Raw genomic sequence first — 20459 nt, forward strand, 5'->3', positions numbered from 1 at the left:
TGTGAACCGTTGTTTTGAGTATTGATAGTTTCCTTGAGCTTGATGTGTGATCTCTCCTTTGTCGAGATGACGATTGCTTTTCTTTTTTCTTCGTTGTTGAGATGATAATAATGACGTTAATTTTATAGAGATTATAAGGTATACGCTTTCGCGAAAGCGTTAAAAATTCATCCTTGCTTCTTACTTCATAGAGAATTGTGTAATTTTCTTAGCTATAACAAACACAATCCAAATGAAGACAAAATTATGCTACCTATTACTGGCGATGTGCTCAGTATTATCTTTTGATACGTTTGCACAAACACCAGACCCCTCTACTTACGAAGCTTTAGAATATAGACTCATTGGCCCTTTCCGAGGTGGTCGAAGTGCTGCCGTCACTGGAGTGCCGGGACAGCCAGACCTATTTTATATGGGAAGTACTGGTGGTGGCGTGTGGCGCACTACAGATGGTGGTAAAGAATGGGAAAATATCTCAGATGGCTATTTTGGAGGAAGTATAGGAGCCGTTGAGGTTTCAAAAAGCGACCCAAATGTGATTTACGTAGGTGGTGGTGAGAAAACATTAAGAGGTAACGTATCTTCTGGGTATGGTATTTGGAAGTCTGAAGATGCAGGGAAAACCTGGATACAGTCGGGTCTTAAAAATAGCCGTCACGTACCTAGAATACGTGTACATCCTACTAATTCTGATATTGTATATGCAGGAGTTTTAGGTAACATTTACAAACCTACACAAGAGCGTGGTGTTTATAAAAGTACAGATGGTGGTAAGACGTGGAGAAAAACACTTTTCTCAAATGCAGATAGTGGTGTTGTAGATTTAATTATAGATCCAAACAACCCACGAGTACTGTACGCTACTACGTGGAATGCTCGTAGGACACCTTACAGTTTAAGTTCTGGGGGAGAAGGATCGGCCGTGTGGAAAAGTACAGACAGCGGTGAGACGTGGAAGGAGATTTCTACAAACGATGGTTTTGCCGAAGGTATACTAGGGATTATGGGAATCACTGTTTCTCCAGCAAACAGTAACCGTCTGTATGCAATGGTAGAAAACCAAGAGCAAGGAGGTTTATACACCTCTACAGATGCAGGTACTACTTGGAAAAAAATAAACAGTGAGCGTAAATTACGTCAGCGTGCTTGGTATTACACACGTCTATATGCAGATACTAAGGATGAAAATACGGTATATGTATTGAACGTGCGTTACCACAAATCTACAGATGGAGGTAAAACCTTCAGTACACATAACGCACCGCACGGAGATCACCACGACTTATGGATAGCTCCAGAAGACCCTAACCGTATGATTATAGGTGATGATGGTGGCGCGCAAGTTTCTTATGATGGTGGTCGCTCTTGGAGTACGTATATGAACCAGCCTACGGCTCAGTTTTATCGTGTGACTACAGATAATGCGTTTCCATACAGAATTTATGTAGCACAGCAAGATAACAGCACAATACGCATTCCGCACCGCACAGAAGGTGGTAGCATTACAGAAAATGACTGGGAGAGTACCGCCGGTGGTGAGTCTGCGCACATTGCTGTAGATCCAGAAAATAATGAGATTGTGTACGGAGGAAGTTACGACGGATTCCTCACACGTGTAAACCACGAGAAAAATACGGTACGTAGCGTATCTGTATGGCCAGATAACCCAATGGGTCACGGTGTGGAGGATATGAAATACCGCTTCCAGTGGAATTTCCCCATCATCTTTTCAAAGCATAACCCTAACAGGTTGTACACATTCTCACAAAGCGTGCACGTGAGTGAAAATGAAGGTCAAAGTTGGGAAGTTATAAGTGGTGATCTTACGACTAACGATCCAGAAAAAATGAAGTCTTCTGGAGGACCTATTACACAAGATAATACCTCTGTAGAGTACTACTGTACCATTTTTGCAGCGGCAGAGTCTCCTCTTAAGGAAGGACTTCTCTGGGTAGGTAGCGATGATGGCCTTATACACGTTACTCGTAATGGAGGGCAATCTTGGGAAAACGTAACCCCTAAAGGAATGCCAGAAAATATGATGATTAATAGTGTGGAGCCATCTGCCTTTGAAGAAGGGACGGCCTACGTGGCTGGTACACGTTATAAATTAGGTGATTTTGCTCCTTATTTGTACAAAACTACAGACTACGGTAAGTCGTGGAAAAAGATTACAAGTGGTATACCTGCAGAGCATTTTACACGCGTAGTACGTGAGGATCCAAAACAAAAAGGTTTGTTATACGCCGGTACAGAAACGGGTATGTACATCAGTTTTGACGATGGTAAAAACTGGAAATCATTCCAACTCAACTTGCCTATCGTTCCTATTACAGACCTTACGATTAAGGATGATAACCTTATTGTAGCAACACAGGGACGTAGCCTTTGGATTATAGATGATCTGGGAATGTTGCATCAGTCCGCTTTCGCGAAAGCGGGAACAAATAAATTGTTTAAACCCAAGAAAACGTACCGAATGGGCGGCCGTGGTGGTAGATCGAGCCTTACAGCTGGAACTAATCATCCTAGTGGTGTGATGACTTATTTTAACCTGAAGGATTTTGATAAGAAAAAGGATACCGTTACCCTTACTTATATGAGTATGGCGGGTGATACCTTACAATCATATAGTACAGGTAGTAACAAGAAAAAGCTAAAAGTCAAAAAAGGCGGAAATATGTTTGCTTGGAATACTAGAATAGATGGCGCAGAGCGTCTAGATGGTATGATATTATGGTGGGCAAGTCTTGACGGGCCACAAGCCGTACCTGGTAATTACAAAGTGTCACTTAATGTAAATGGTGATGTGCAAACAGAGACCTTTGAGATTGTTGCAAATCCTAATGCAGAGGCTACAGTGGCAGATATGCAGAAGCAACACGACTTTATTTCTGATGTAAATAAATCTGTAGACAGAGCGCACCAGAGTATCAAAAAGATTAGAAAAATCAATAAGCAACTCAAGTCATTTACTGCGCAATATAAAGACGACCCACGCACAGAAGCACTGCGTGAGAAGGCAAAAACAATGCAGGAAGAGTTTGGTAAGATTGAGAAAGAACTCTATCAGACTAAGAACCGTTCTGGTCAAGATCCGCTTAACTTCCCGATTAAGTTAACTAATAAATTAGGGCATTTAAATAGTCTTGTAGGTATGGGAGATTTTGGACCTACAGACCAAGACGTAGCTGTAAAAAATGAACTTACGGCAGCAATCAATACACAACTCAATGCCTTTGATACAATGCTAGATGCAGAGGTGTCAAAATTTAATGAAGAGTTTAATAGCTTGAAGTTAGATTACCTTTTTGTAGAAGATGTAAAGGAGTAAATAAAGTAATATTTTATTGGAAAGGCGCAGAAGAAATTCTGCGCCTTTTTTTTATGATTTTCTTAACCAACCTATTCTGTAAATTGTCATCTATATCAAAATATTCATTCATTAATAAATCAAAAAATGACAAAACTTAAAACAATTACGGGACTCTGTTTATTCCTTTTTGCAATGAGCCTTACTGCTCAAGAGACTGATAGTGGAGAAAATTTTACAAGAAAGGGCAGACTATTATTAGGTGGATCTACAAACGGAGGACTTAATTTCTCAAAAACTTCTTATGAGTTTGATGGGGATACTGTAAGTGAAGACAAGACTAATACATTTGTGCTGGAGGGGAAAGTAGGTTATTTCATAATTGACAACTTAGCGCTTGGTGTGCAAACAGGTATATCGAGATTTAAAAATGAAGATGAGGATGGTAATAATGAAAACACATCATCAAGTTTTAATGCAGGGCCTTTTGCAAGTTATTACTTTGACGTGGGTAACTCAAAAATAAGACCTTATGTGTCTGCAAGTACCGGTTTTGGATATTCAAAATTGGAAGGCACAAGTGCAGTTATTAGTAATGGTGGTTCAGATATTGTATTTCAGAGTTTTGAACAGAAAGATCGAACCTTTATGTGGTCTGCGGGTGCTGGAGTGGCGTTTTTCTTAAATAAAACAATCGCTATTAACGTAGAAACGGCTTATACTAATAGAACAAATAAAGATCCAGATGATGACTTTGACGCTAAGTTTACCACATCTAATTTGGGTATAACTGGAGGACTAAGTATCTTTTTTTAATATAGAGAAGTAAATTTTTTAAAAGGCGCAGAAGAAATTCTGCGCCTTTATTGTTTTGTCTTGCTTCGTATCTTTACCATTATGGCAGAATACTACCTTTATTTCAAATCCCTACATATCATTTTTGTGGTCACTTGGTTTGCTGGCTTATTTTATATGCCACGTTTTTTTGTATATCAAGTAGAAGCTAGTGAAAAACCATCACCAGATAAAGAGATACTTGGTAAGCAATTGGGGTTAATGGCACACCGCCTATGGAAGATTATTACAGGCCCTTCTATGGTGCTCACGGTGATTTTTGGGAGTTTGATGTTTTATATAAATCCAGGGCTTTTTAGTGCCCCGTGGATGCATATTAAACTTGCTTTTATTGTGTTGTTGTTTTTATATCATTGGAAAACCTGGCGTATACACAAGGCGTTTCAAGCAGGTACTTTTAAATACACTTCTAGACAAATGCGCCTTTGGAATGAAGGTGCAACGCTTATACTTTTTGCGGTTGTTTTTCTAGCGGTCACAAAAAGCACAACCAATTGGATTTTTGGAATGTTAGGTCTTGTAGGTCTGGCAGTATTATTGATGCTAGGCATAAAACTGTATAAGAAAATACAAGATAAAAATCCAGATGCCTAATGCTCACTTTTAATCGTACATCCCTCGGCACAAAAATCTTTACCTCAATGCTTGCATTGGTATTGATTGCCTTCTTGATGATTGCTGCTGTTACCTACTTTCAATACAAAGAGCAAATAAGAGACTATAATGAGGAACGATTAGAACGTAAAGAGTCTTCTATAAAGAAAACCATAGACTTTGTATTAGATAATACAAGCTATGAACTTAAGACCGAAAAAATCCCATATATCTTTAAAGAAAAGATATATGAGATTGCAAGTATACAGGGTGAGAATCTCACAATGTATGATCTAGATGGGGAGCCTCTTATCTCGTCTACAGATCAATTATTTGATAGTCCCGCGCAAAAGAAATTATGTCTAGAGACTTTAGAAAACTTAGAAAAATCTGAAGAAAAGCGATATGTGAATCAGCTGGATGGTGAGGTGTCTCAACAACTCTCTTACAGCTATATAAATGACCCTAAATATAGACCACTCGCCATACTTGAGATACAGTATGAGGATAGTGAGGCTTTTATTAATAAGGAACTCAGAGAGATATTGTGGCGTCTGGTGGTGGTAAATATCCTTATGGTATTAACGGCAATTTTACTCGCTTATTTTCTGGCGAGATATATTACAAAAACGCTCAAAACGGTAGAGGATAATATAAAAGAAACCCAACTAGATAAGCGCAACGAGAAAATTGATACTACAGAGCTTCCCTCTGAGCTCACAACCCTTGTAAACGCTTATAACGGGATGATAGACCAGCTAGAGGGAAGTGCTGCAAAACTCGCGCAAAACGAGCGTGAGGCCGCCTGGAGAGAGATGGCAAAGCAAGTAGCTCACGAGATCAAAAATCCACTCACGCCTATGCGACTCACGGTACAGAGCTTTGAGCGTAGGTTTGACCCAGAAGACCCCGAAGTTAACCAGAAGATAAAGGAATATAGCAGTACCCTCATACAGCAAATAGATACTATGAGCAGCATAGCCAGTGCCTTCTCAAACTTTGCAGATATGCCAGCACAGCAAAGCGAGATTCTTAATGTGCCTAATATCGTAAAGCTCTCTGTAGATATATTTAATGAGCGCTATATAGATTTCGCTTCTGCGAAAGAGGAGATTTTTGCAAACTTTGACCGCACACAACTTATTAGAGTAGTAACAAACTTGGTAAAAAATGCGGTGCAAGCCACAAAAACTACAGAAGACCCAAAAATCTTAGTGGAGGTAAACGACCTAGATACACAAGTAGAAATAACTGTGACAGATAATGGGACGGGTATTTCTGAAGATAATTTACCTATGATCTTTGAGCCAAAATTTACAACCAAAACCAGTGGTATGGGACTGGGCCTCGCAATGGTAAAAAATATTGTGGAGACCTATAAAGGAACAATTACCTTTACAACACAAGAGGGAGAAGGCACAGTTTTTAGAGTCATCTTCCCAAAATAAATAAGTATAAGCGTCACATTTTTGGCGTATAAAAAAGACTTTTATAAACTAACATATAGCTATGTACAATAACATACTTTCAGAAACTTCAGATAGCATCACGACTATCACGATAAACAGACCTTCAAAACTTAACGCTCTTAACAAAGAGACTATAGAGGAGCTTCATACCGCTTTCGCGAAAGCGGAAGAAGATACAGGCGTACGCGTTGTAATCATTACCGGATCTGGAGAGAAGGCATTTGTAGCAGGAGCAGACATTTCTGAATTTGCAAACTTCTCTGAAGAGCAAGGTGCAGAGCTTGCAAGAAAGGGACAAGAATTACTCTTTGACTACGTTGCCGAAATGGGTACCCCAGTCATAGCAGCCGTAAACGGTTTTGCACTGGGAGGCGGTCTAGAGCTGGCAATGGCAGCACATTTTAGAATCGCTAGTGATAATGCTCGTATGGGGCTTCCAGAGGTAAGCCTAGGTGTGATACCAGGTTATGGAGGTACACAACGCTTACCACAACTAGTAGGTAAAGGGCGTGCGATGGAGATGATAATGACCGCCGGAATGATAGATGCAAATACGGCACTTGAGTACGGACTTATAAATCACATCACAGCACAAGAAGAATTAGTGCCTCTAGCAAATAAACTAGGAGCAAAGATTATGCGTAACTCACCTATGGCAATTGCCGCAGCGATTAATGCTGTAAATGCAGGTTATGAAAATGGTGTAGATGGATTTGATACAGAGATAGAAGAATTTGGCGGGTGTTTTGGTACAGAAGACTTCACCGAAGGAACCACGGCATTTCTAGAAAAAAGAAAGGCTGAGTTTTAAGTCAGGTAAAACTATATGATTTAAAAAAGGCTGTAACCTAATGGTTACAGCCTTTTTTATTTTTTAGATCTCCCATCCCTTTCTATACTCACGTTTTACCCAGGCATTTGCCTCTTCATAGTTAGTCACGCGCATATTATCTCCATCCCACTTAATGGTGCGACGCCCGGGGTAGTTATAAGGGTCCCAATCGCCAGACTTTTTGCCAGGTTTAAATTCTTTCTTTTGGTATGCTTTTATAGCAAGATTCCCCATTAAAACAGCCTCGGTAAGTGGCCCGCCATAAGAAAATGGTGATGAGGTGCTGCCTCCATTTATACAAGCTTCTACCCACTCACCTGCGTGACCGGTGGTCACTCTTTTTATAGTTTGCGGCACTGCCGCCATATCTTTCATACGCTCGCTAGGTAATAAGCGAGGGTTGCCGCTATAGGTGTCTGTTATCATAATACCATCACTACCATAAAAGATGCTTCCGCCGCCGTCTTTACCTGGTGTTTCACCTTCGCCTAGTTCGCTTGGTAGGTCAGGCATAATACCACCATCGTACCAGTTAAGACCCACATCACCTTGCGTAGGTGACTTAAATTTAAGTCTTACAATAGAACTAGGAGGGCAGGCTTCTGGATAATCTGCCTCTACAAAATCTCCAGACCAAATGGTGGTACAACTAGCCTCTGCTTCATAAGGAAAACCAAGTTCTAGGGCTTTAAATGGAGTTTCCATAATATGGCAACCCATATCACCCATTGCTCCTGTACCAAAATCCCAAAAGCCACGCCACTTAAAAGGCAGGTAGTTTTCATTATAAGGTCTGTAACTAGCTGGGCCTAGCCATAAGTCCCAATCTAGATTTTTTGGGATAGGTTGCCCTTCTGTAATATGCTTAAACCCTTGTGGCCACACGGGTCTGTTTGTCCAGCAATCTACACGAGAGACGGTGCCTATAACCCCTGCATTTATCCACTCTTGTGTGGTTCTTATACCATCACTTGAGGCGCCTTGATTACCCATTTGAGTCACAATACCTTGCTCTTTTGCCACTTGCGCCATAAGCCTAGCTTCATAAATATTATGCGTAAGAGGCTTTTCTACATAGGCGTGTTTATTTTCACGCATAAAGGGTATGGATATGGTGGCGTGGGTATGATCTGGAGTACCTACCATTATAGCATCTATATCGTTAATATGGTTATCATAGAGTTTTCTAAAATCTCTATACGTCTTTGCTTTAGGGTGCATCTTAAAGCTTGCTGCACCGCGATTATCATCTACATCACATAGGGCAACAAATTTTACCTTACCATACTGGGTAAGCTCGTTTACAACACCGCCACCACGACCGCCTACACCTATGGCGCCTATGTATAACGTGTCTGATGGAGCAACGTGATTATTACCACCCAAGACAAAGCTCGGGACAATTGTAAAAGCCGCACTTGCTGCAGCAGATTTTTGAAGAAAAGAACGACGTTTCATAGGGTTTATGTTTTATAAGCTCACTAAAGATATTAAAATCATTTTAATAGGTGAAAATCACTTGATTGATTCATTTATAAATGATGTATTAGCATATGACATTGATTAATAGTGTTTTTGAATTAATTGTTAACTATTTTTTAACGCACGTGATTGTTACATAAAAGACTATTAACAGTCATATTTGCACTTCATCAATTAATCAATAAAATGAATCATTTTCGCTTAATTTTTACGCTTTTAGTATCACTACTAAGTTTTTATTCTTATTCTCAAACAGTTTTTAGAGGGGTGGTTCTTGAAGAAGGATCAAAAAAACCTATTGTGGCAAAGGTGGGTGTATCTGGTCAAGGTGCTGGTGTCACCTCAGGTACAAATGGTAGATTTCTATACAGAAAATATGACCAAGTCGTTTCTCCAGAAAGTGAACTTGTTATCTCTGCAAAAGGGTATGAGTCCGTAAGTATTTCTGGTGATGATCTTCGTAATTTATATAATATCACAAGTACCATTTATTTAAAGCCTGGTGTCTCTAAAGATGTAAAACCGCTTAACGAAGCAAAGGATGTAGTCGTTTTTTGGGACATTTCTGCTTCGGCAAAGAGCCAAAATAGTAATAAGGCTATAGATTTTGTTAATTCTTACCTAGCAACACTTTCGTCGCCAGCGGTTCGTTTTGTAGCTTTTAATGATAAGGTTGTTTTAGATAAAAAAATCACAGCCGCGGCAGATGGTACTTTCGCTTTAAGCGAAATAATAAAAAGTACTAATTACACTGGAGCGACAGATTACTCGCTTATAGATGGAAGTAATACTGATGTTGCTATTGTAGTGTCTGATGGGGAGCAAAGTTTTGGGAACATTGAGTTACCGCGCACTACTCGTTTATATACCGTAAATACGGTTGCCACTGCAAATCACGAGAATATGATGGCAGATGCCTCATTTTATAATGGGTCTTACATTCCTCTTTTTTCTACAAATCCAGATAAGGCTATAGCACGTATAAATGCAGGTGGTGTTTTTAAGAAGGCAGATTTTAGTAAAGCACAAGCAACAGTTAAAGGAATTGTGTCTAGTACAAATGGACCTATACAAGGCGCAGCAGTTTCTTTAAGAGGTACGCTTAACGAGTATCTTACTAAAGCAGATGGAACTTTTAATATACCTGCTGTAGAGGGTGATGTACTTCAAATAAGATATTTAGGAATGTATCCTAAAGATGTCTTGGTCACAAAAGATCCAGTCATACAGGTAGAAATGATACCACAAGCAGATATGCTTGATGAGGTGTTACTTACTGGTAATGCTAAGTCTAAAGAAAAGAAAGTAGATGCAGGAAACGGTGTTGCAAAAACAAAAGAATCTGTAGGTTATGCAGTAAATACAATTACGGCAGAAAATATAAGACCTAGTGCAACATTTCTGGGTGATGCAATACGTGGTAATTTTGCAGGGGTACAGGTACTTGGACCTCCAGGAAGCGAGAAGTTTTTAATACGTGGTGGTAATATGTCTATTAATAATGAACTACCTCCTCTATGGGTAATAGACGGAGCACCATTTTCTGGCGTACCGTATTATCTCGACCCTCAAAATATTAAAAGTATTACTATTTTAAAATCTGCAATTGCAACAGTACGATACGGTACAATTGCTAGTGGAGGTGCTTTTTTAGTAAAAACAAAAGCTGCAAATCCTGATGCAGTAAAAGGTAAGGGTAATGTAGATCAAGCTCTTATAAAAGGGAATGATTACAGTGAGACACTAGCAGATATGGTGGTAGAAACTTCACCTTATATTACAGCACTTGATAAAGAATCTACTGTAGCTGCAAAGTATAAAAAGTATCAAGCGCTTTCAAAAAACTTTAAGAATTCGGTTTCCTTTTATGCAGATAATGCAGAGTATTTTCAAAAAATAGCACCTGCAAAGGCAGAGCTTATACGCCTACAACTTGCTGAGGTGGCTGGAGAAAACGTAAAGGCACTGCGCATACTTAGTTACTTATATGAAGCCGCTGGCTCTTATAAACGTAATGCACAAGTAAGTGAGCGCATCGTAGCACTAGCACCTAGAGAGGCACAATCATATCGTGATCTGGCACTAGCATACACCCTAAGCGGTGATTATAATAAAGCGCTAGAGCTATATATTAATATGCTAGGAGAGCGCATACTAGGGGTAGATTTTTCTGAAATAGAAGGACCTCTAGGTAATGAGTTGAGACACCTTGTCGCACTACATAAAGATAAAATTGAATTTAACAGGCTACCTAACGAGTGGCTCACTAATGATCTTGAAATGGACATCAGGTTAGTCATAAACTGGTCTGAGCAAGATGCTCCATTTATTTTTCAGTTTGTAAACCCAAAGAAGAAATTTTACACGTGGGATCACACCTTATTTGATAATAAAGAGCGATTACTTAAGGAGCGTAAAATGGGATTCCAGTTTGAGGAGTTTGTTATAGATGACGCAAAAGCTGGTGAGTGGATTGTAAACGTACAGTATCTAGGAGAAGAGGCAACCTTTGCCATACCTCCTTACTTAAAGTACACCGTGTTTAGAAACTACGGAACTTCAAAAGAGACTAAAGAAGTAAAGGTTGTAAAGCTATTTGAGCAAAAAGACAAGGTGTCTCTGGGTAGAATAAACTTATAAGGTTATATCACATATACCGATATCTTAAAATTGTAAGATATATCTTTCAAAAAAGGCTTGCTTTAAAAAAAGTAAGCCTTTATCGGTTATACCCTATAACGCCGACATTTAAGTATCTTTAATTATCTAAAAACCAAACAGATGATTAAAAAGTACATTTGCTTTATTTTCTTAGTTCTTACATTTTTAAGCACTTCTTATGCGCAATATGGATCTCACGTTACCGTAAAGGGAAAAATTGTAGATAATAAAACCAAAAAAGCAGTAGAGTTTGCAAACATAGGCTTTGTGGGTGCAGCTATAGGAACTGTATCTGATGTTGATGGTAATTTTAGCCTCAGCTTTGCTCCAGGTTTACTTTTGGCTACAGATAAATTTCAGGTGTCTGTAATAGGTTATGAGCCACAAATATTTTCAAAAAATGATGTGCTTAAGCAGGTAGGAAAAGATTTTTTTATTTCGCTTAAAGCGAAATCATATAGCCTAGATGAGGTCATAGTAGGAGAAACAAAACGAACTAAAAGTACCGTAGGTGATCTAGATTATGACGACCGAATTATAGGTTACTGGAAAGATATAGAAGGTCTAGGAGGAGAGATTACTACTAAAATTAAAATACGCCGTAAAAACACAAAACTTCACAACCTCCAGTTTAAGGTTTTAGAAAATGGGGCAGATAGTCTACTTGTGCGCGTAAATGTGTACGACGTAAATCACTACGGGCTTGTGGGACAAAATCTCTTATCGCAAAGTATAAAACATACCATATCTACAAAACAAGGACTAGTCTCTATACCTCTTGAAGATTATGGAATCTATGTGCACAGTAATATCATTGTGGGTATAGAACTCTTAAAGGTATATGGAAGACAGATAGGCTTCTCACTAGCGGGTAGTATGAGTAAGGGTACTTCTTTTATACGTTATAAAAGCCAAGATCACTTTAAGCCGGTAGAGAATACCTCAATGGCGTTTAGACTTGACGTTTCAAACCCAGCACGTAAAGGGAGTGGTCCAGAAAAAAGGGATATTCCAAGTATGATTACACTCTACTGGGACGCATCTACAGTGCATAAAAATAGAAACCTTGAAAGTGAGATAGCATTAGTGAGTGATCTCCTTAAAAAGACAAAAGAAGCTCAGGTAGATGTGGTAAAATTTGCTCAAGGTTATGAAGAGACAAAAACCTTTTATATGCATAAAGGGAAGGCTGCACCTATAATATCATATCTTAAAAACACGACCTACGTGGGATCTGCAAACTTTGAAAACCTCACTAGGCCAGAGTTAAAAGAAAATGCCGCTGTCATTCTAGTTACTCAAGGGCAAACAGTTATTTCTAAAATAACACCTAGCTTTCCCTGTCCTGTATTTGTTGTTTCTAGTAACTATGATGCAAATAAAAAGAGTCTTGAGGATCTTGCATTATTTACAGATGGCGATTTTCTTGATGCCTCACTAGAGGATAAGAAAGATCTAATAAAAAGGTATACGCACTTTATAGAAGACAGACCTGTTCAGGAGTTAGCCACTTCTTTTGCTTCGGGTGGGGTAAGTTATCAAGGCAAACAAGGAGAAATAAAACTACAAGGCGCAAAAGTGACATTGCAAAACTCTTTTAGAACCGCAGAGACAGACGTAAATGGGTCATACCGCATAGCTGCAAATCCTGGAGATATATTAGAAATTTCATTCCCTGGTATGGAAAACCAGGCCATAAAAGTAGGAGAAAGAGGCAGGAATAATGTAAAAATGACAGCCATCTATGATGTGCTAGATGAGGTGATTCTGACTTCAAAGAAACAAGAAGAGGTGCTAGTGCAAACTACGCAAGGTTTACGCAATGAAGATGCCGTAGGCTACAAAAACAACCTCATAGATGAGAAAGAAATCACAGCAAAATATACAACACTGGGACAAGTATTACGAAGAGAGGCAGGTGTAGAGGTAAGACTAGATGTTTTTACCCGCAAGGAAGTCTACATCTTTCCGAGAACATTTTATAACTCCATTGAAACACCACAACCACCTATTATAGTTATAGATGGCGTTATCTATAATCAAACAGATGCTACAGAGCTCCCACAATTAGATATGCAAAATGTAAAATCTATAAATACAAATTCATCTCTTATTGCAACAACACTTTATGGTAGTATCGCTGCTGGAGGTGTTATAGAGATTAAGACAAAAACAGGTAACACAACCACAAAGGCTGCAAAGAAAAAGGCATCTGCACTAGCAACGGGTAATACCTATACAGAGCAGGTACCAGTTTTTGAAAACGCTCGTGCAGTTTCTAATACCTATAAAGCATTACAGCAAGGGTCAAGTCTAGAGGGTAGTAAAGAAGTATATTTTAATCTCCTTAAAAGACGTACTAACCCTGGCATCTCATTTTATATGGATGCTTATAATTACTTTAAAGATCAAGACGCACAGTTTGCAGAGCGTATTGTTACCAGTATTATCGCTGTTGCACCAGAAAATAAACAAGCATTACGTACGGCTACTTTTGCACTTCAAGAGTTAGGACTAGATGATAAAGTAGTGTCTGTAGTAAAGCATATAAAAAGCACAGCACCTCGTGATGTGCAGTCATATCTTGATCTTGCACAAGCATATGATAGTAACGGTGATTATCAAGCTGCTTTTGAAGAGTATAAAACTATTCTAGCAAATCAACTTGATGGAGTCAACTTTGAAAGCATTCAAGAAACTGCCGAAAATGAACTAAGAAGACTTGTAAAAATGCATAAGTCTAAGGTGTCATTTACAGATTTGCCACAGTCACTTCTTGATGTGTCTTTTACAAAAAAGAGACGTCTCGTGTTTGAGTGGTCAGATCCATCTGCTCAGTTTGAAATACAATTTGTAAATCCAGAAGGTAAATTTTTTACTTGGGATCATACAATGTATAAAAATCAAGAAGTAATGGCTTCACAACTCAAGACGGGAACTCTTGTAAAAGAGTTTGAGCTAGATGATCTATCACAAGGCAATTGGATAATTAACCTTAATTACGTGGCAGACTCAGCGATTACTAAGACCACACCTTTCCTTACCTACACCAGCTATGAGGACTATGCGACAGACACAGAAAAGAAAAAAGTAAAAATCATCCCGCTAGCACAAATCACTAGCAAAGTAACTATAGATAATTTCATCATCAATTCATCAAACTATGAGAACTAATGTATACATCATTGTCTGCCTATTGCTGGCAAGCTTATCGCTCAATGCACAAACCATTTTTAGAGGAACCGTGGTCGCCGCGGGGTCAAAAACGCCTATTGCAAATGCAAAAATAGGTGTCACAAATCAAGGCGTGGGGGTCACGAGCAATGCTCAAGGAGCATTTTCTTATAAGAAATACCACGAGACCTTGTCAGACACAGACCAGCTCATCGTATCTGCACCAGGTTTTGAAACCATACAATTAAACGCGACAGATGTGAGAGCCTTGCTCAATAGATCTAGCGCTATTGTTCTAGAAAAGGGTTCACCACAAGAAACCCCAGCAATCACACATCTCAAGATATTTTGGGATATCTCTGAGGGTATGCAAGATCGCAACCTCAATAAAGAACTTGCCTTTGTAAAACAATATTTGGCAGCTCTTAATGAGCCTAAGGTTACCCTTGAGGTGTTTAATAAGGATATCATAAGAACGGAGGTTTGGAAAAAGTGGGATGGAGATATGGACCGCTTTCGCGAAAGCGTAACCCAGCAAACCTATAATGCCCCGTCTAATTATAGTGTACTCAGTCTAGGAGGTGCAGATGCCGTTTTATTACTCTCAAATGGAGTGCCTAACTATGGTAAACTTAATGCAGATCAAGATATTCCAGTTGTACCATTTACCACAGTACAAACTACCGAAGGCCAGCAATACCTCGATGCCTTGGCTAGGTATACTTCTGGCACTGTAAAATATACAGTTGCTCAGGCACCAGTTGTTGAGAATGTAACCCCAACTGTGAATCGCAAAAAACGCATATACTCTGGTGAGATAACGTCACTTACTCAAAAAATATCTGGAACCGTAAAAAGCCTGGGGAAACCATTACAAGGAGCAACCATTGTTGTAAAAGGAGATTTAAAAGAATATACTACAGATGCAAATGGTGCTTTTCAAGTAGAAGCAGCAGCTGGAGATATACTACTTGTACAAGCGCTAGGGATGTTTCCTAAGGCAGTAGCGGTACAAGAGCAAAATAATTATGATATAAAAATGCTACCTAGTAGTGATCAACTAGAGGAGGTGGTGCTTACTGCAAGGCGTGAGAAAATTTTTGCAGGTGATAAAATTATAGAAGGTACAAATGAGCCTAATATGCCAGGAGGCATAACGAGCTTAGGGGATTTTTATATTACAGATAAAGACATCACACCAGATGGACAAAGTTTAGAACGTGTATTAAGAAAGAATTTTAAAGGTGTACAGGTTAGTTATACAGAAAAGGGTGAGGTAGTCACCATTTTTGGTAAGAGACCTAATTGGATTGTAAATGGGGTAATGGTGAGACAAGGACAACCTATACCATTATATATTCCAGATAATGAGATTCTCTCTGTAATTATAAAAGACAACCCACTTTCTACAAATATTAAATATGGTGGAGAAGGAGACCGAGGCTTACAAGTACTGGTAACTACAAAGAGTTATAGAAAAGATGCCATTAAAAACACAGCCCTTGTAACCGGTAATGATTATACAGAAGAGGTAGAAGACCGCTCTACTACTGCAGCACAAGTGACGGGAGTGGTTACAAGTCCCAAAGGGCCATTACAGGGAGCAGAGGTTGTACGTAAGGGTTCACTAGAAATTGCTTACACCAAGGCAGATGGAACCTTTAATCTCGCAGCAAAAAAAGGAGATGACCTCATTATCTCAAGCCTAGGGATGTTTACAAAGGAGATTGCGGTTACAGATGAGAAGGAGTATGCTGTAGCGTTGTTACCTAATAGTGATTTACTAGACGAGGTAGTCTTAAATGGAGCTAAAACCGCAAGGGAGAAACTCTTCAAGAAAAAGGATGCGATAAGGAACAATAGTAGTTTTGCGTCTAATGTATTATTTAAAGAGGAGTTTGAAAATAAAGGGTATTCAAATCTTATAGATGTGATGAATGGAAAGTTTGCTGGAATGGTATTGAGAGGGAGATATCCTGGGCGATATTTTGATAATACACGAGGTGGACGAGCATACGCTGTTATCATTGATGGTGTTCAACGGGAGCCTACTATTTTAGAAGAGATACCTCCCTCTAGTATAGCAATGATACAGATAACAAAATCAGTAGCCGCTGGAACAAAGTATGGCATAACAACTCCTAACGGATTAATAGATGTTACAACTCAGAGCTTAGCAGATTTTAAGAATAGAGATAAAAAACCTAAATCTGCCCTTATAACCGGTAACGATTATACAGAAGAGGTAGAGGACCGCTCTGTTACTACGGCACAAGTGACGGGAGTAATAACCTCAGGAGCAAAACCTTTAAAGGGAGCTGCAATCACAAAAAAAGGCACCTTTAACGAGGTATATACAGATGTAAATGGCCGTTTTACCATCACCGCAGCTATAGATGATGTCCTTGTAGTGAGTGCACCGACTATGTTTACAAAAGAGGTGTTGATAGAAACTCAAGATATGGGTGCTATTACCTTAACTTCAAAAAGCAATGATCTAGATGAGGTCGTGCTTGAAGGGCGTGAGCGTGTAGATAACACGGTAGAGACAGCTTATGGTAAAACCAGTGGTGATAAAATAGGTTATGCCACGGGAGAGATTAGTACAAGAGATTATAGTGCTGGGTACACCAGTCTAGACCAGCTCATAAAGGGTAAGGTAAGTGGTGTGACGGTAAACAGTGGTTTACTCACAGGTCAAGCAACTACTTATAAAATACGTGGCGGCTCACAATCTATTGCAAACGATGTACCTCCTATATGGATTGTAAATGGAACTCCATATCAAGATCCTCCATCATTTTTGGATGTAAACCAGATAGACAATATCTCGGTACTTAAATCTGTGGTCGCAACCTCTCGTTATGGGTCGCTTGCAGCAGGAGGGGCTTTTCTTATAAAAACTAAAGAAGCAAATTTTGAAGCAAAGGCTGCCCAAAATAAACAGAGCGCTCTAGTTTCTGGTAACGAGTATACGGGTGATGTTACTGGTAGTATAGACACCGCATTGCCTTCGTATATTTTACGCTTTCGCGAAAGCGGAACCCCGCAACAGCAATTTGCACTTTACAAGAAGTTGTCTCGTACCCAAGAGTCACCACTGGAGTATTATGTAGATGCCGCACAGTATTTTCAAACCATAGAACCAAAACTTGCAGATGAGGTGCGCTCAGACCTAGCCTACATCGCTCGTAATAATACAAAGGCACTACGCACACTGTCATATCTATATGAACTAGTAAATGATACGGGAAATATCGTGCTTGTAAACGAGCGCATTGCAAAAATTGCTCCTAGTGAGTCACAGTCATACCGAGATCTAGCACTGGCTTATCAAAATGATGCGCAGTATGATAAGGCACTTGAGTTGTACATAAATATGCTGGGAGAGCAAATAATGGGTGTAAACTTTAATGGCTTAGAGAAGCCACTGCGCAGTGAGTTGAGCCGTCTAGTTGCATTATATAAAGATAAAATAGACTATAGTAGATTGCCTAATGAGTGGCTACGCACAGACTTTAAGGTAGATATGCGTATGACCATAGATTGGTCTGATAAGTCGGTTCCTTTTGAATTTCAGTTTGTAAACCCACAAAAGAAGTTCTTTAAGTGGACACACACGCTAGAAGAAACCAGAGACCGCCTTAAAGCCGAACAAAAGGAAGGTTTTCAGACCGAGGAGTTTATTATAGATGATGCTCCTGCTGGAGAGTGGTTAATTAATGTACAGTATCTAGGCAATGAGGGTGATTATGTATTGCCTCCATTTTTAAAATACACCGTATACCGCAATTATGGGACTCCAAAAGAAACAAAGGAGGTACGTGTTATAAAACTATTTAAGCAGGTGGATAAAGTAACACTTGGTAAAGTGACGATGTAGACTCTAAGTCATAATTTTATATTGTAAAGCCCTCTTTTGAGGGCTTTTTGTGTGCTTATAACAGCACACCTTTCAATTCTAGAAAATAAGATTTCTATAACAGCTAAGCATTTTAAAATCTAGTATCTTGTTGTTCTTAAAGAAGAACAAATCTTAGGTGTCTACATATCTTGACACCTTGTACCAAACAGATTTAATGAAGACAGAAAAAACACTACCAGGTAATACAGCACTCCCATCTACCGCAGCAAATCTTGCAAAACTTATCGCTCAGGAAGATGGTGATTTTAAATACAAAGTAGAAGATTACTTTCAGACACCAGAGGCGTACGCTTTTAAACTCTCTCCAGACGGAAATTTTCTCTCGTATATGAAGCGTCGTGAGGGCGGTAAACGTGATTTGTTTTTAAAAAATACAACCACTCAAGAGGAGCTATTGCTTGTAGAGCAGCAAAAAGATCTAATACGTAGCTACTTCTGGGCGAGCCCAGATAGAATAGTCTACTCCCAAGATAAGGGCGGTGATGAAAATTACCACCTCTTTGGCGTAAACTTAGATGGTAGTGGTAATGAGGAGCTCACGCCTTTTGATAATGTGCGCGTAGGTGTACTTGCCACGCTCAAAGAAGACGAAAACCACGTAATCGTACAAATGAATAAGGACAACCCTGCGCAAGAAGAGCCTTATAAACTCAACATTAAAACGGGCGCTATAGAGAAGCTGTATACCGTAAAGGAAGGAGACAACCCTGTGGCTGGATACGATTTTGACAAAGACGGAAACCTAAGAGCTATCTCAAAAATCATAAACGGTGTCGATATGGAGCTCTTCTATAATGTAGATGGCGAGTTCAAAAAAATAATGGAAGTTCCCTTTGGAGAGTCCTTTGGTATTATTCGGTTTGATTATGCTTCAGATAATCCAGATGCGGCATATGTAATCTCAAATCTCGAGACAGATAAGATAGAAATACAACGTTACGACTTAAAGGCAAATAAGGTGCTCGAGACAATATATAGAGATGATACGTATGATGTGAGCGGGATTACGCTTTCGCGAAAGCGCAATTACGAGATTGATTACTACTCGCATAACGGTGAGAAGGCAGTCATTGTACCCGTAAGTGAAACTTATAAAAAAGTGCAGGCACGGTTACAAAAAGATTTTGGCGACAAAGATTTTTATGTAGTAGGAAGAACAGACGATGAGCATAAAATGATGGTCGTAGTAACTAGTGACCGCATTATAGGTGAGTACCATTTATATGATGTAGAAAAGGATACAGTTACCTTGCTTTATAAAATACTCCCACAACTGGAGGAGGAAGATATGGCTGCTATGGAGCCTATCACTTTTACCAGTAGAGATGGTGTGACCTTACACGGGTATCTCACCTTGCCAAATGATATCGCAAAGGGAGAAAAAGTGCCTATGATCGTAAATCCCCACGGTGGGCCTCAGGGTATACGTGATAGTTGGGGTTTTAATGCAGAGGCACAACTTTTTGCTAGTCGTGGCTATGCGACGTTGCACGTAAACTTTAGAATTTCTGGAGGATATGGTAAGGAGTTTTATACCTCTGGTTTTGGCCAGATAGGCCGCAAAGCGATGGATGATGTAGAAGATGGTGTAGATTATGTGGTAAGCCTAGGAGCAATAGATAAAGATAAAGTAGCCATTTATGGCGCAAGTCACGGTGGCTATGCCGTGCTGCGTGGTATGACAAAAACACCCGAAAAATATGCCTGCGGTGTAGACTATGTAGGGGTGAGTAATTTGCACACCTTTATGGGTACGATACCGGCTTACTGGGAGAAGTATCGTGATATGCTACATACCATCTGGTATAACCCCAACAAGCCAGAAGAGAAAAAAATAATGGATGAGGTATCTCCTGCACTACACGTAGATAAAATTGTAAAACCTCTTTTTGTGGTACAGGGAGCAAATGACCCTAGGGTTAATATAGATGAGGCAGATCAAATAGTAGCACAGCTACGAGCACGAGGGGTTGAGGTGCCGTATATGGTAAAGTATGATGAAGGCCACGGCTTTGGTAAAGAAGAAAATACCCTAGAGCTGTATAAAGCGATGATGGGCTTCTTTGCAACGCATCTTAAATAAATATTTTAGTAAGAGTTAAAAAGCCCTAAGCACTTATAATGCTTAGGGCTTTTTTATTAAATGATTGCTAG

At 39.4% G+C, this 20459-nt stretch carries 10 protein-coding genes; 9 read left to right on the plus strand and 1 reads right to left on the minus strand.

Annotated features, from left to right (window positions below; genetic code table 11):
* Positions 1 to 232: 232 nt before the first annotated feature.
* The 5 genes from ABVM49_RS05130 (at position 233) to ABVM49_RS05150 (ending at position 7042) form a co-directional block, all read left to right on the plus strand.
* On the plus strand, positions 233 to 3334 hold the full coding sequence (locus ABVM49_RS05130) for a WD40/YVTN/BNR-like repeat-containing protein (RefSeq protein ID WP_405203310.1): 3102 nt from the start codon (positions 233 to 235) through the stop codon (positions 3332 to 3334).
* A gap of 126 nt (positions 3335 to 3460) precedes the next feature.
* On the plus strand, positions 3461 to 4129 hold the full coding sequence (locus ABVM49_RS05135; RefSeq protein ID WP_405203311.1) for an outer membrane beta-barrel protein: 669 nt from the start codon (positions 3461 to 3463) through the stop codon (positions 4127 to 4129).
* 81 nt (positions 4130 to 4210) lie between these two features.
* Complete coding sequence (locus ABVM49_RS05140; RefSeq protein ID WP_405203313.1) at positions 4211 to 4762, plus strand: CopD family protein; 552 nt, start codon at positions 4211 to 4213, stop codon at positions 4760 to 4762.
* Between the two features lie 47 nt (positions 4763 to 4809).
* Positions 4810 to 6210, plus strand: a complete 1401-nt coding sequence (locus ABVM49_RS05145) for a sensor histidine kinase (protein ID WP_405203314.1) — start codon at positions 4810 to 4812, stop codon at positions 6208 to 6210.
* A gap of 61 nt (positions 6211 to 6271) precedes the next feature.
* The gene (locus ABVM49_RS05150) at positions 6272 to 7042 is read left to right on the plus strand and encodes an enoyl-CoA hydratase/isomerase family protein (protein ID WP_405203316.1); all 771 of its coding nucleotides are present in this window, start codon (positions 6272 to 6274) and stop codon (positions 7040 to 7042) included.
* Between the two features lie 63 nt (positions 7043 to 7105).
* Here ABVM49_RS05150 and ABVM49_RS05155 read toward each other — a convergent pair whose 3' ends face one another.
* Entirely contained in the window at positions 7106 to 8521 is a 1416-nt protein-coding gene (locus tag ABVM49_RS05155) for a Gfo/Idh/MocA family protein (protein WP_405203317.1), read from the minus strand.
* Positions 8522 to 8731: 210 nt separating this feature from the next.
* Between ABVM49_RS05155 and ABVM49_RS05160 the strand changes: the two genes are divergently transcribed.
* From ABVM49_RS05160 to ABVM49_RS05175, 4 genes are all read left to right on the plus strand, one after another.
* Positions 8732 to 11185 (plus strand): TonB-dependent receptor plug domain-containing protein, encoded by a 2454-nt coding sequence (locus ABVM49_RS05160; protein ID WP_405203318.1) that lies wholly within the window; start codon positions 8732 to 8734, stop codon positions 11183 to 11185.
* A gap of 141 nt (positions 11186 to 11326) precedes the next feature.
* Complete coding sequence (locus ABVM49_RS05165; RefSeq protein ID WP_405203319.1) at positions 11327 to 14380, plus strand: carboxypeptidase-like regulatory domain-containing protein; 3054 nt, start codon at positions 11327 to 11329, stop codon at positions 14378 to 14380.
* Entirely contained in the window at positions 14370 to 18263 is a 3894-nt protein-coding gene (locus tag ABVM49_RS05170; protein ID WP_405203321.1) for a carboxypeptidase-like regulatory domain-containing protein, read from the plus strand. Before ABVM49_RS05165 ends, ABVM49_RS05170 begins: the two co-directional genes overlap by 11 nt.
* 196 nt (positions 18264 to 18459) lie before the next feature.
* The gene (locus ABVM49_RS05175; protein ID WP_405203322.1) at positions 18460 to 20388 is read left to right on the plus strand and encodes a prolyl oligopeptidase family serine peptidase; all 1929 of its coding nucleotides are present in this window, start codon (positions 18460 to 18462) and stop codon (positions 20386 to 20388) included.
* The last annotated feature ends 71 nt before the right edge of the window (positions 20389 to 20459 follow it).

This window comes from Dokdonia sp. LLG6352-1, from assembly GCF_045055815.1.
GTDB lineage: Bacteria > Bacteroidota > Bacteroidia > Flavobacteriales > Flavobacteriaceae > Dokdonia > Dokdonia donghaensis.

Excerpts from the sequence above, each read along its gene's own strand:
- ABVM49_RS05145 (WP_405203314.1), top strand. The coding sequence starts at position 4,810 with ATGCTTGCATTGGTATTGATTGCCTTCTTGATGATTGCTGCTGTTACC.
- ABVM49_RS05155 (WP_405203317.1), bottom strand. The coding sequence starts at position 8,521 with ATGAAACGTCGTTCTTTTCTTCAAAAATCTGCTGCAGCAAGTGCGGCT.
- ABVM49_RS05135 (WP_405203311.1), top strand. The coding sequence starts at position 3,461 with ATGACAAAACTTAAAACAATTACGGGACTCTGTTTATTCCTTTTTGCA.
- ABVM49_RS05175 (WP_405203322.1), top strand. The coding sequence starts at position 18,460 with ATGAAGACAGAAAAAACACTACCAGGTAATACAGCACTCCCATCTACC.
- ABVM49_RS05165 (WP_405203319.1), top strand. The coding sequence starts at position 11,327 with ATGATTAAAAAGTACATTTGCTTTATTTTCTTAGTTCTTACATTTTTA.
- ABVM49_RS05140 (WP_405203313.1), top strand. The coding sequence starts at position 4,211 with ATGGCAGAATACTACCTTTATTTCAAATCCCTACATATCATTTTTGTG.
- ABVM49_RS05150 (WP_405203316.1), top strand. The coding sequence starts at position 6,272 with ATGTACAATAACATACTTTCAGAAACTTCAGATAGCATCACGACTATC.
- ABVM49_RS05170 (WP_405203321.1), top strand. The coding sequence starts at position 14,370 with ATGAGAACTAATGTATACATCATTGTCTGCCTATTGCTGGCAAGCTTA.
- ABVM49_RS05160 (WP_405203318.1), top strand. The coding sequence starts at position 8,732 with ATGAATCATTTTCGCTTAATTTTTACGCTTTTAGTATCACTACTAAGT.
- ABVM49_RS05130 (WP_405203310.1), top strand. The coding sequence starts at position 233 with ATGAAGACAAAATTATGCTACCTATTACTGGCGATGTGCTCAGTATTA.